Source organism: Streptomyces sp. NPDC030840 (assembly GCF_055572015.1).
Map to the genome: position 1 here is coordinate 158760 of NZ_JBVIEE010000024.1, position 12869 is coordinate 171628.

Genomic DNA, 12869 nt, shown 5'->3' on the forward strand with positions numbered 1-12869 from the left:
TGTCATGTCCCCATAGGATCGGCGCCATGTCCCGATCCGCGACGGTTGTCCCCGCCAAAGCCGCCGCCCTGCTCGCGTTCCTGCTCACCCTGTCCGTGTGCACCGGATGCGACGGATCGAGGAGCGGTTCCACCGGCCTGCGGGACCCGTACTTCCCGAAGATGGGCAACGGCGGCTACGACGTCACGCACTACGGCCTGACCCTCGACTACGACCCCGACGGCAACCACCTGCGGGGCACCGCCGTGATCACCGCACGGGCCACGCAGGGCCTGGACGCCTTCGGCCTGGACCTGAAGGGGCTGCACGTCAAGGCCGTCACCGTCGAGGGCCGCGAGGCCCGCTGGGACCGGGCCGGGCAGGAACTGACCGTGCGCCCGAGGGGGGACCTCGACAAGGGGGAGACGTTCCGGACGACCGTGCGCTACTCGGGCTCGCCCAGGACGATCACCGACCCGGACGGTTCCGAGGAGGGCTGGCTGCACACGGACGACGGTGCGCTCGCGCTGGGCGAACCGACGGGCTCGATGGCCTGGTACCCCGGCAACCACCACCCGTCCGACAAGGCGGCGTACGACCTGGCCATCACGGTCCCCGAGGGTCTGCGGGCGGTCTCCAACGGCGAGTTGAAGGACGAGTCGACGCGGAAGGGCCGGACGACGTTCTCCTGGCACACCGCCGAACCGATGGCGAGCTATGTGACGACGCTGGCGATCGGCACGTACCGGATCCGAGCGTCCGCCACGGACCGTGGGCTGCCCGTGTACGTGGCCGTGGACCCGTCCCAGGACGAGCCGAGCCGGGGGGTCCTGGCGCGGATCCCCGAGGTCATGACGTGGGCGGAGGACACCTTCGGGCCGTACCCCTTCTCCTCCGTCGGCGCGATCGTCGACCGCCCGGGAGACGCCGCCTACGCGCTGGAGACGCAGAACCGCCCGGTCTTCCCCGGCGCCCCCGACACCGAGACCCTGGTCCACGAACTGGCCCACCAGTGGTACGGCAACTCCGTCACGCCCAGGACCTGGCGGGACATGTGGCTCAACGAGGGCTTCGCCACGTACGCGGAGTGGCTGTGGCAGGAGGAGCACGGCGGCGACACGGCCCAGAAGATCTTCGACGCGCTGTACGAGGGCGCCTACTACCCGGACCGCACCGACGACGAGGACATCTGGGCCTTCCCTCCCGGCAAGCCCTCAGGCGCCGCGCACATCTCGGGCAGCCCGGTCTACGAACGCGGCGCCATGGTCCTCCACGAGATCCGCCGTAAGGCCGGCGACGACACCTTCCGCACGCTCCTGCGCGGCTGGGCCGCCGAGCACCGCCACGGCAACGCGGACACCGACGACTTCACGGCGTACGTGGAGAAGCTGGTCCCGGACGAGGACTTCGACGGGATCTGGGACGCGTGGCTGTACGGGGACGGAAAGCCGACGAGGCCCTGAACCCACAGCGAGCCGCGGCCCCCGACGGCCTGCGGACACCACGCGGCGCCCGCTACTGGTGGCCGCCGGAAGGGAACGGCAGCCCACGCGGAGTCGTCCCCGGCGGGCGGAAGGGGCCGCCACGCGGAGTCGTCCCCGGCGGGCGGAAGGGGCCGCCACGCGGAATCACCCCCGGCGCGCGGAAGGGGCCGCCACGCGGAATCACCCCCGGCGCGCGGAACGGCCGCCCGCACGAAGCGGAAGGCCCGCCCGCACATAATCGCCGCCGGCGCGCGGAAGGGCCGCCCACGCGGAAGGCCCCCGCCCGGATGTCCGGAGTCGGGGGCCCTCAAACGCTGTGCGTTCCTCCGTGCGTTCCTCCGCGCGTGCGTCAGTCGTTCAGCGCGCGGCTCAGACGTTGACGCCGAAGTCCTGGGCGATGCCCACCAGGCCCGAGGCGTAGCCCTGGCCGACCGCGCGGAACTTCCACTCCGCGCCGTTGCGGTACAGCTCGCCGAAGACCATCGCCGTCTCCGTGGCGGCGTCCTCCGACAGGTCGTAGCGGGCGATCTCGGCCCCGCCCGCCTGGTTGACGATGCGGATGTAGGCGTTGCGGACCTGGCCGAAGTTCTGGGAGCGGGACTCGGCGTCGTAGATGGAGACCGGGAAGACGATCTTGTCGACGTCAGCGGGGAGGCCCGCCAGGTTGACGTTGATCGCCTCGTCGTCGCCCGCGCCCTCACCCGTACGGTTGTCACCCGTGTGGACGATGGACTGGTCCGGGGTCTGCTTGTTGTTGAAGAAGACGAAGTGGGCGTCCGAGTAGACCTTGCCCTGCGTGTTGACCGCGATCGCGGACGCGTCGAGGTCGAAGTCCGTGCCGGTGGTGGTGCGGACGTCCCAGCCGAGGCCCACGGTGACGGCGGTCAGGCCCGGAGCCTCCTTGGTGAGCGAGACGTTGCCACCCTTGGACAGGCTTACAGCCATTGTTGGGAGTCCCTTCCCTCGTTGCGATACGGCAGAAAACTACAGCCATCCCTAGGAACGCCGAGGGGGGTGCGCAAGGTTCCGGCTCTCTTTGCTTTCTTTACCGAGCAGCCGGTGGAACTCAGTGGAACTTATTCGCGTGACGTGTGCCGGTCAGCCGCGCGACCATGGACGGCATGTCCGGTCCCTATCTCATCCGTGGCTCCGTCTCCCTGCCGGAGGCCGAGCTCATGTGGCGTTTCTCGCGGTCGAGCGGGCCGGGCGGACAGCACGTGAACACGAGCGACTCGCAGGTGGAGCTGCGCTTCGACCTGGCGAGGACCGAGGCGCTGCCCGAGGTGTGGAAGCAGCGGGCCCTCGACAGGCTGGCCGGGCGGCTCGTGGACGGCGTGGTGACCGTCCGGGCCTCCGAGCACCGCTCCCAGTGGCGCAACCGGGAGGCGGCGGCCGTTCGGCTGGCCGCGCTCCTCGCCGAGGCCACCGCACCCCCGCCGAAGCCGCGCCGGCCGACCCGCGTCCCCCGCGGCATCAACGAACGCCGCCTGCGCGAGAAGAAGCAGCGCTCCGACACCAAGCGGGGAAGGTCCGGACGCGACTGGGGCTGACACCCCGGACCGGCGTGGGTGACCAGCGCGTCCACAGCCGTTTCCGTCCACAGCCGTTCGGCTGCGTCCACACCGTTCGGCTGCGTCCACAGCCGTTCTGCATACGCCGGCCGACCAGGTTCGGTGCGCGCTCCCCCTCACCCCAACTGCCGGTACCGCCCGCGGAAGTACGCCAGCGGCCCCCCGTCCCCGCCCGGTACCGCAGCCGTCAGGACGCGGCCGATCACGAGGGTGTGGTCGCCGGCCGTGACGCGCTGTTCGGTGCGGCACTCCAGGGTCGCCAGGGCGCCGCTCACGAGGGGTGCCCCGGAGGCCTCGCCGCGTTCGTACGGGATGTCCGCGAAGAGGAGGCGGTCGCTGACACGGCCCTTCATGGCGAAGCGGCCCGCGATCTGGCGCTGGTTCTGGGAGAGGACGGAGACGGCCCACAGAGGCTGCTCGGCGAGCAGGTCGTCCATCCGGGAGCCCTCACGGAGGCTGACCATGACCAGGGGCGGATCCAGGGACACGGACATGAAGGACGTCGCCGTCATGCCGACGTCCTCGCCGCGCGGCCCCTCGGGGTCCAGCGGGGGCTCGTGCGCGGTCACCAGGACCACACCCGCGGCCAGGCGGGACAGGGCGGCACGGAACTCGTCTTCGGTCACCCCCTCAGCATGCCCGGCGGGGACGGAGACGGTCGGGGCGGGGGAGATCTTCGGCACAGTGGGGACGCTAGTCCGCGTCCGGTGGGCACCACATCCGACCAGAGTCCGGAGCCGGTCCTAGGACCTTCGTCCGGAGGGGCGTGAGAAAGGCCCTGCGGGACACTCGCGGAAGGGCCGCCGGAGACTCGCGGTCGGCCGCGGTCACGTTCGCTCACAGTGTTCACACAAGAACCCTGGAATCTGTTCAGCAACCGCATGGCGAAAACGCAGAACCCCGCTTCAATTGTTCATGTTTTGCTGTGACTTGAGTCACAGGTGCCCTTTTTTGTTGACCCTGTGTACCGAGTGGGCAGCGCGCTGTGATTCAGTGGCGGGGACGCTTACCAGTAGTAGTACGCACGAGTAGTACGCCGACCAGCACGCCGAAGACAACCCTGGAGTTGCTGCGAGATCTCGGGGGGAGGGCGAATGGAGACCGACACCGACTCGGAGCCGTATGTCCGGCTGAGGACGCTGCGGCAGCTGCACCAGGTCATGGCGGACATGAACACCGCGCGCAGCCTCGCCGACACGCTGCAGACCGTCGCCAACGGCATCGTCACCGGGCTCGGCTACGAGCTGGCCTGCGTCAACCTCGTGCGCCCCGACGGCGATCTCGTCGTCGCCGCGCTCGCCGGCAACTCCGCGGCCGAGGCACTGATCACCGGCCGCGTCGGCTCCCGCGCCTCCTGGGACCGCCGGCTCGCCATGGGCGAGGCCTGGGGCGACCTGCGGTTCATACCGCACACCGAGGGCTGGATACTCGACGACGACGACGTCCCCCAGTGGTTCACCGAGGGCCCCGCACCCCGCTTCGAGGACGAGTGGCACCCCTCCGACCGCCTGTTCGCGCCGATGTACACCCCGGGTGCCCCGGGCGCCTCCTGCGGTGAGCTGCTCGGCGTGATCTCCGTCGACCGGCCGCGCAACGGCCGCCGCCCCGGCGCCTGGGGACGCGAGGCGCTCCAGATGTACGCGTTCCAGGCCGCCATCGCGATCAGCAACGCCCGGCTGCGGGCCAACATGCAGCGCGCACTGGTCAGGCTCGAAAGGGAGCAGCAGGCCCTGCGCGCGAGTGAGGAATCCTTCCGGCAGGCGTTCGAGTACGCACCGTCCGGCATGGCCATCGCCGAGATGGGCGGCGACGAGCACGGCCGGATCCTGCGCACCAACGACGCCCTGTGCCGGCTGCTCGGCCGCCCCGCCTCCGCGATGCGCCGCTACTCGTTCGCCGACCTCGTGCACCCCGAGGACATCGGCACCCTCCTGCGGACCTCCGCCGAGGGCGGACGCGCGGAGCTCAGGCTCGGGCGGCGTGACGGGACGTACGTGTGGGTGTCCCTGCGCAACTCCGTGGTCGCCGACGCCGCCGACGGGCCCCGCTTCCTGCTCACCCACGTCGAGGACATCGAGGAACGCAAGCGCCGCGAGCTCCAGCTCGCCCACCGCGCCTCGCACGACTCGCTCACCGGCCTGCCGAACTCCGCCGAGCTGCGCTCCCGCCTGTCCGCCCGCCTCTGCCAGCGGCCGCAGTCGTCGCCGGCCGGCGCGGCGGACTCGATGAACGCGGCGTTCGAGAACTACGACCAGTTCGGCGAGGCCCACCCCTCGGCGTACGACGGGAACGGCCACGGCCACGCCTTCACCTTCGGCGCCGGCCCCGGGTCCGGCGCCGGGGGATACGACGCCTTCGACCACCACGTGCACACCGTCGCCCCCGAGAGCGAGCACGACGACGGCACCAAGGGGCTCGCGGTGCTCTTCTGCGACCTCGACGGGTTCAAGTCGATCAACGACCGCTTCGGGCACAACGCGGGCGACGCCGTCCTCATCGAGGTGGCCCGGCGCCTCAGCCGCGCCGTGCGCGACGGGGACACGGTCGCCCGGCTCGGCGGCGACGAGTTCGTGGTCCTCGCCGACGGACTCGGCCGGGCCGACGCCCAGGACCTCGCCGTACGGCTGCGCAACGAGATCATCCAGCCGATCCGCGTCGACGGCCGCGCCATGCGGGTCGGCGCCAGCTTCGGCATCGGCTGGGCCCACTGCGGCATGACCGCCGACGAGGTGCTGAAGTCCGCTGACGAACGGATGTACGTCGAGAAACGATCTCGTCCCAGACAGCACCGGCGTGCGGGGTGAATCACTGGTGGATTCCCCGTGCACTCCGGGTGCACTACCCCTTTCCGGCAGGTCAGCAGCCTGATCCCGGAGACGACGGGTGACATGACCGACGAGATGATGCGACCGGAGTCACCCGTTTGGGTCAGCCGGAGCGGGTAGGCTCGCCATTCACGCATGCCTCACGCATGTACCGCTTCTGAACCGCACCGCTTGAGGAGATCTTGGGATGACGCCCGGCAACAACGGCGCGAGCACGCCCGAGGACGATGACCCGTTCGGCTATCTGTACGCCGATGGTCAGGCCCGGGGCGCCCAGCCGCCGTCGGGGGGCTACGGCTACCCGAACGCCGTCAACAGGGTGCGGGCGGTCGGTGAGCGCCAGTACGGGCAGCAGGCCGCCCAGGCCCCTCAGCAGTCCGGTCAGACGGCCGCGTACGGCCAGGTGCCGCAGCAGCAGGCCTACGGCCAGCCGAACGCGCACTACCAGGCGCCCGAGACCGTCCCCGGCGGCGCCCCCACGACCCGTACACCCGCGTACAGCGACGGCGGGGGCGGCCGGGGCCGCGGTCCCAACACCAAGGGCCTCCTCATCGGCGCGATCGCCGTGCTCGCCGCCGTGGTGATCGGTATCAGCGTGGCCATGCTCGGCGGCGACGACAGCGAGAACGCGGGCGGCGACACCGGCGCGAACACCGCCCCGTCGGCCGGCAAGGAGTCCACCGAGCCCAGCCAGTCGGCCTCCAAGAAGCCCGACGCCGACGCCGACCTGCCGAAGATCGACGCGAAGGCCCTGCAGCTCGCGGGCGGAGCCACCACGGCGTCGGACATCTCCGGGGCGAAGGCGGACGGGGGCGTGTACGTCACTGGCTTCAACACGGTCGGCGCGTCCGTCACGTGGAACGTGAACGGCGTCCCGAAGAGCGGCAAGTACACGCTGTACGTGAACTACGGGGTGCCGGGCAAGGACGCCGATGCCACGCTCTCGGTCAATGGCACGGCCCAGACGCGCCCGCTGAATCTGGCCAACTTCTCGAAGGCTTCCGAGGGCGACTACGAGAAGGGCTGGACCAGCACCTACGCGCTGATACAGCTGAACAAGGGCTCCAACGCCATCAAGATCTCCTGCGAACAGGGCAACTCCTGTGACGCCAACCTCGACCAGTTGCGGCTCGTGGCGGGTTGGCGTGACTGACGGGCATGGCGGGGCGAAGCATTCCTGCTGAATGCAAGTAGTGCCCGTAACGCTCACTGTTCAGCAATGCAATGGCCCACCCGGGGTTGGGTGGGCCATTGCATCATGTCAATGGCATGTTCATGTCATGAACGCTATCTGCAGGGAAAGAATGCTTTCTGCATCTTGCTGAATCAGCCATAACGGTAGGAGTGTTTTTTGGACACCTACGCCGCTGACGCATCTCCCGTCACCCGCACCCGCCCTACCAGTTCCTCGTACACCGCTCGGTCGAACTCGCCCGCCACCGGCGTCAGGACCGTCGCGGTCGACAGGGCCACGGCCCGGGCCAGTCGCTCGGGCCACGGCAGGTGCTCCACGAGTCCCGACAGCAGGCCCGCGACCACCGAGTCGCCCGCGCCGGTCGGGTTGCCCCGTACGCGGCGGGGTGGCGTCGCGCGCCAGTGGCCCTCGGCGGTGTGGGCCAGCAGGCCCTCGGCGCCCAGGGAGGCGACCACCGTGTGGGCGCCGCGGCGGCGGGCGTCCCGGGCGGCCCGGGAGGGGTCGTGGGAGCCGGTGAGCTCGGCGAGTTCCTCGGCGTTCGGCTTCACCAGGTCCGGGCGGGCGGCCACACCCCGGCGCAGGGGCTCGCCGCTGGTGTCGAGGAGCACGGGCACGTTCGCGGAGCGCGCGGCCCGGACCAGGACCGCGTACGCGCCCACGGGCACCCCCGGCGGCAGACTTCCGCACAGGGCGACCGCCGAGGCGTCGCGCAGCAGGTCCTCGTACGCCTCCTGGAAGGCGGCCCACTCGGCGGGCGCTATGGCGGGGCCCGGCTCGTTCAGCTGAGTCGTGTCACCTGTCGCGTCGACCACGGCGACGGTGCGGCGGGTCGTGCCCTCGGTGGGGACGAGTGCGTCGACGACCCCCCTGGTGTGCGCGAGTTGCTCCCGCAGGGCGTGTCCCGTCGTGCCGCCGGCGAAGCCCGTGACGGTCGTCTCGTGGCCGAGGGCCGCGAGGACGCGGGCCACGTTCAGGCCCTTGCCGCCGGGGCGTTCGGTCACCTCGGTCACCCGGTGCGTGGTGTGGGGTGTGAGGTTCCGTACGCGATAGGTGATGTCCAGAGCGGTGTTCAGCGTGACCGTGAGGATCACCCGGGCCGCCCCTCCCCCCAGGTTCGATGGCGCGCTTCGTCGTGCCGGGAGCCGCGGTGGTCCCGACCTTCAGAATGCGCTTGCCGAAAGGCTGTTGCGAGTCCTGATCATGCCAAAAGAGGGGGCGGTCGGCCCACCGGGCGTTTTCCGCCCCCGCCGCCCCTACCCGTCCCATCCCTGGGGGCTGCGCCCCCAGACCCCCGCTGTCGGCCTGACGGCCCCGCCGCGAAAGTTCGGCCCCTCCGGCGTTTGAGGAGCGGGGGTCCGGGGGCTGGCCCTCGAACGGGGTCCGGGCCGGAGCCCCGAAAGGGCGGGGCAGGGGGGGCGCGCCCCCGACGAATCCGGGGCCTGGAGGTCGCGGCCCGCCGTGGTCGGGGCCTGGAGGTCGCGGCCCGCCGTGGTCGGGGCCTGGAGGTCGCGGCCCGCCGTGGTCGGGGCCTGGAGGTCGCGGTCCGCCGTGGTCGGGGCCTGGAGGTCGCGGTCCGCCGTGGTCGGGGCCTGGAGGTCGCGGTCCGCCGTGGTCGGGGCCTGGAGGTCGCGGCCCTCCGTGGTCGGGGCCTGGAGGTCGCGGCCCTCCGTGGTCGGGGCCCGGAGGCCGCAGCCCCCCGTGGCTGGGACCCGGAGGCCGCAGCCACCCCATGGCCGGGGCCCAGCAGATGCAGCCTCTGTGGGCGGGGTTCAGGGGGTACGGCCCCCTGGCAGGGTCGAAGGGGCGCAGCCCTCTTGGCGGGGTCGAAGGGGCGGAGCCCCTGGGGACGGGACGGGCAGGGGCGGCGGGGGCGCTGACCCGGGACGGGTAGGGGCGGCGGGGGCGCTGACCCGGGACGGGTAGGGGCGGCGGGGGCGCTGACCCGGGACGGGTAGGGGCGGCGGGGGCGCTGACCCGGGACGGGTAGGGGCGGCGGCGGGGGCGCGAACCCAGGTGGGTCAGGGGGCCAGCGGGTCCACCACCCACTCACCCCGCCGCATCACACCCTTCACCACGAACTCCGCGTCCAGGACCACCAGATCCGCGTCCTTCCCGGCATCGAGGGACCCCACCCGGTCGTACACCCCCAGCAGCCGCGCCGGATTGGCGGAGATCGCGGCGACCACGTCCTCCACCGGCAGCCGGTCCACCGTCACCGCCCGCCTGAACGCCCGGTCCAGCGTGAGCGTCGAGCCCGCGATCGATCCGCCCTCCACCAGCCGCGCCACCCCCGCACTGACCTCGACCTCCAGCGGACCGAGTCGGTACCGCCCGTCGCCGAACCCCGCCGCGTCCATCGCGTCCGTGATGAACGCCACGCGCGAGCCGCCCGCATGACGGAACGCCAGTTCGAGGGAGGCGGGGTGGAGATGGACGCCGTCATTGATCAGCTCGACCGTGATCCGCTCGTCCTCCAGGAGCGCCGCCACCGGCCCGGGCTCACGGTGCCCGAGCTGCGGCATCGCGTTGAACAGGTGGGTCGCCACGGTCGCCCCCGCGTCGATGGCCTCCACCGTCTGCTCGTACGTCGCGTCCGTGTGCCCGATCGCCGCGATCACCCCGTGCTCCACCAGGAGCCGTACGGAGTCGATGCCGCCCGGGAGTTCGGTCGCCAGCGTGACCATCCTGGCCTGGCCGCGCGCCGCGTCGATCACCTTGCGGACGTCGGCCGGCTCCGGGTGACGCAGCAGCGCCTCGGAGTGCGCGCCCTTGCGGCACGGCGAGATGAACGGGCCCTCGAAGTGGATGCCCGCGAGGTCGCCCTGTTCGGCCAGTTCGGACAGCAGGCCCGCCCGCTGGGCGAGGAAGTCCATGTCCACGGTGACGGTGGAGGCCACCAGAGTGGTCGTGCCGTGGACGCGGTGGGTGTGGATGCCCTGGAGGATCTCGTCGGCCGATCCGGAGGTGAAGGACGCGCCGCCGCCACCGTGGTTGTGCACGTCGACGAAGCCGGGGACCAGCCAGTGGCCGGTGAGGTCGATCACCTCGGCGTCTTCGGCCACCCCGTGCGTCCCGTCCGCGATCCGCGTGCCCTCGACGACCACGCGACCGCCGTCCACGATCCCGGTCGGCAGGACCACCCGGGCGCCGGAGAGCACCGTGGCCGGCGCACCACCGGCAGCGCCGCCGGCAGCGCGCGGGGAATGCTGCGGGGCGCGGTTCCGCACCGGAGTCTGCCGGTCCAGATCCGGGTTCGGATCCAGGTCCCGCTCACTGGCCGTGGCCATCAGGGGGTACCTCCGATGTCGTAGGAGTGGTGGTCAGCAGATCCCAGGCCATGAGTCCCGCGCCCAGGCAGCCGGCGGTGTCGCCGAGGGCCGCGGGGACGATGGAGGGCAGCTTCTGGAAGGTGACGCGGCGCCGCACGGCGGCCCGCAGCGGTGTGAACAAGGTTTCCCCGGCCTCGGCGAGCCCGCCACCGATGATCAGCGTGCGCGGGTCCAGCAGAGTGAGTGCGGTCACCAGCCCGTCGGCCAGCGTGTCGACCGCCTCCTGCCAGACCCGCTGAGCCCGCGGGTCGCCCGACTCCACGGCCTTCGCGCAGTCCGCCGCGTCCGCCTCGGGGTCCCCGGTCGCCGTGGCCCAGGCCTCGCTGACGGCGGCCGCCGACGCGTACCGCTCCAGACAGCCGCGCTGCCGGCACGGGCACGGGGTCCCCCCGGGCCGTACGACGATGTGGCCGATCTCGCCCGCGAAGCCGTGGGCGCCCGCCTCGACCGTGCCGCCGATGCTGATCGCGCCCGCGATCCCGGTGCCCAGCGGCACGAACAGGAAGCGGTCCGCCCCGTGGCCGGCGCCGACCCGTCCCTCGGCGAGCCCGCCTGTGCGCACGTCGTGGCCGAGGGCGACCGGGACGCCGTCCAGCCGTTCGCTGAGCAGCGCGCGCAACGGTATGTCGCGCCAGCCGAGGTTGGCGGCGTACACGGCGGTGCCGCGCTCGGCGTCGACGATGCCGGGGACGGCGACACCGGCGGCCGCCGCGGGCTCGCCGAAGCGGCGCTCGCCGTAGGCCCGCAGTTCGGCGGCGAAGTCGAGGATCGACTCGACCACGGCGTCCGGGCCGCGCTCGCGCCCGGTGGCCCGGCGTGCCTGGTGCAGCAGGGGAGGCGTGGGGGGCGCCCCGCCGGAGGAGGCGGTGCCGTGGGCCCCCACGAGGGCGGCCTTCATCCCGGTGCCGCCCACGTCGAGGGCGATGACATGTCTCACGGGGAACAGTGTGACCCTTGTACCCTGAAGAGGTCTAGTCCACTTACGTGGTGTAGACCTTGTGGCGAGGTTCGGGACGTACAGGCTTGAACAAACGGCCTGCGATCCAGGCCGCCACACGGGTCTGGTTCGAGAGTTTGGGAGTCTGACGGTGCATCTGCCTGCGCGTGGGCGGCGTACGACGGGTTGGCTCGCGGTGGTCTCCGCGCTGGGTATGACGGCAGCGGTGGCCGGCTGCGGGGGCCCTGCCACGGCACAGGAGGTCACCCTGAGACTGGTGGCCGCCGACTACGGCGACTCCCCGGCGAACAGCTCGAAGAAGTACTGGGACGAGCTCGTCGAGAAGTACGAGGCCGACCACCCGAAGGTGAAGGTGAAGGTCAGCGTCTACTCGTGGAACGACGTCGACCGCAAGGTCAAGGAGATGGTCGCGGCGGGCAAGGCGCCCGACATGGCGCAGATCGGCGCGTACGCCGACTACGCCGCACGCGACCAGCTCTACGAGGTCGGCCAGCTGCTCTCGATCCCCGTGCAGGCCGACTTCCTGCCGCAGCTCAGCGACGCGGGCAAGGTGAAGCGGGTCGGTTACGGGCTGCCGTTCGCCGCGTCCACACGGGTGCTGTTCTACAACAAGAAGCTGTTCGCCGACGCGGGCATCACCCGCGCGCCGAAGACGTGGAGCGACCTCGCGGCCGACGCCGCCGCGCTGAAGGCCGACGGCGTCAAGATCCCCTACGCCCTGCCGCTGGGCCCCGAGGAGGCCCAGGCCGAGACCATGCAGTGGCTGCTGAGCGGCGGCGCCGGCTACACCGACGACATCGGCACCTACGAGATAAACGCCGAGGAGAACGTCGACACCTTCACCTGGCTCAAGGACGAACTGGTCGACAAGGGCCTGACCGGCCCGACGGCACCCGCGAAGCTCAACCGCGCCGACGCGTTCGCCGCGTTCACGCGCGGCGAGGTCGGCATGCTCAACGGCCATCCGACCCTCATGAAGGCAGCCGCGAAGCGCGGTGTGGAGTTCGGCATGGTGCCCATGCCCGGCCGCGACGGCCCGGCCCGCGCCAACCTGGGCGTCGCCGACTGGATGATGGCCTTCAAGCAGAACGGCCACCGCGAGGAGATCGGCGACTTCCTCGACTACGTCTACAGCCGGAAGAACGTGCTGACCTTCTCCCGCGAGTACGACCTGCTCCCCGTCACGACGTCCGCCTCGCAGGCCATGGCGGCCAGCAAGTCGGACTCCGACCTCGCCGCCTTCCTCGACGAACTCCCGCAGGCCGAGCTGCCCCCCGTCGGCAAGACGTCCTGGGCCGAGGTCAGCGCCGCCGTCAAGAAGCGGATAGGCAAGGCAGTCTCCCCGAACGGGAACCCCGAGGCGGTGCTGCAGGAGCTGCAGCAGGTGGCCGTGGCGGCGGAGAACGCCGAGGAGTGACCCGTGCCGCACCGGTTGATGCTCCTATTGCCTGTCAAGCGGCATGGAGCCAGTCGCGGTAGGCGTGGGTGAGTGCGTCGTCGCGGCGGATTCCTCGTTCGAGGGTGGAGA

At 71.6% G+C, this 12869-nt stretch carries 10 protein-coding genes; 5 read left to right on the plus strand and 5 right to left on the minus strand.

Annotated features, from left to right (window positions below; all coding sequences use genetic code 11):
• Positions 1-26 precede the first annotated feature (26 nt).
• A complete protein-coding gene (locus tag ACZ49J_RS36945; protein ID WP_467455076.1) occupies positions 27-1442 on the plus strand; it encodes a M1 family metallopeptidase in 1416 nt (471 codons plus the stop codon).
• Between the two features lie 390 nt (positions 1443-1832).
• On the opposite strand, the gene ACZ49J_RS36950 is transcribed toward ACZ49J_RS36945, so the two are convergent.
• The gene (locus ACZ49J_RS36950) at positions 1833-2408 is read right to left on the minus strand and encodes a TerD family protein (protein WP_467455074.1); all 576 of its coding nucleotides are present in this window, start codon (positions 2406-2408) and stop codon (positions 1833-1835) included.
• A gap of 167 nt (positions 2409-2575) precedes the next feature.
• Between ACZ49J_RS36950 and arfB the strand changes: the two genes are divergently transcribed.
• Positions 2576-3013 carry an alternative ribosome rescue aminoacyl-tRNA hydrolase ArfB gene (gene arfB / locus ACZ49J_RS36955; RefSeq protein WP_467455258.1) on the plus strand — a complete coding sequence of 146 codons (438 nt, stop codon included), beginning with the start codon at positions 2576-2578 and terminating at the stop codon, positions 3011-3013.
• 137 nt (positions 3014-3150) lie between these two features.
• Here the strand turns inward: arfB and ACZ49J_RS36960 are convergent, their stop codons facing one another.
• The gene (locus tag ACZ49J_RS36960) at positions 3151-3660 is read right to left on the minus strand and encodes a flavin reductase family protein (protein ID WP_467455073.1); all 510 of its coding nucleotides are present in this window, start codon (positions 3658-3660) and stop codon (positions 3151-3153) included.
• A gap of 468 nt (positions 3661-4128) precedes the next feature.
• Between ACZ49J_RS36960 and cdgB the strand changes: the two genes are divergently transcribed.
• Together cdgB and ACZ49J_RS36970 are read left to right on the plus strand one after the other, a co-directional pair.
• Positions 4129-5838, plus strand: a complete 1710-nt coding sequence (gene cdgB / locus ACZ49J_RS36965; protein ID WP_467455072.1) for a diguanylate cyclase CdgB — start codon at positions 4129-4131, stop codon at positions 5836-5838.
• Positions 5839-6046: 208 nt separating this feature from the next.
• Positions 6047-7012, plus strand: a complete 966-nt coding sequence (locus ACZ49J_RS36970; RefSeq protein ID WP_467455070.1) for a CBM35 domain-containing protein — start codon at positions 6047-6049, stop codon at positions 7010-7012.
• 206 nt (positions 7013-7218) lie between these two features.
• On the opposite strand, the gene ACZ49J_RS36975 is transcribed toward ACZ49J_RS36970, so the two are convergent.
• From ACZ49J_RS36975 to ACZ49J_RS36985, 3 genes are all read right to left on the minus strand, one after another.
• Positions 7219-8145 (minus strand): 1-phosphofructokinase, encoded by a 927-nt coding sequence (locus ACZ49J_RS36975; RefSeq protein ID WP_467455069.1) that lies wholly within the window; start codon positions 8143-8145, stop codon positions 7219-7221.
• 927 nt (positions 8146-9072) lie between these two features.
• Positions 9073-10341 (minus strand): N-acetylglucosamine-6-phosphate deacetylase, encoded by a 1269-nt coding sequence (gene nagA, locus ACZ49J_RS36980; protein WP_467455068.1) that lies wholly within the window; start codon positions 10339-10341, stop codon positions 9073-9075.
• Positions 10325-11320 (minus strand): ROK family protein, encoded by a 996-nt coding sequence (locus ACZ49J_RS36985; RefSeq protein ID WP_467455067.1) that lies wholly within the window; start codon positions 11318-11320, stop codon positions 10325-10327. Before ACZ49J_RS36985 ends, nagA begins: the two co-directional genes overlap by 17 nt.
• Positions 11321-11534: 214 nt before the next feature.
• Between ACZ49J_RS36985 and ACZ49J_RS36990 the strand changes: the two genes are divergently transcribed.
• Positions 11535-12758 carry an extracellular solute-binding protein gene (locus ACZ49J_RS36990; RefSeq protein WP_467455256.1) on the plus strand — a complete coding sequence of 408 codons (1224 nt, stop codon included), beginning with the start codon at positions 11535-11537 and terminating at the stop codon, positions 12756-12758.
• Positions 12759-12869 lie beyond the last annotated feature (111 nt).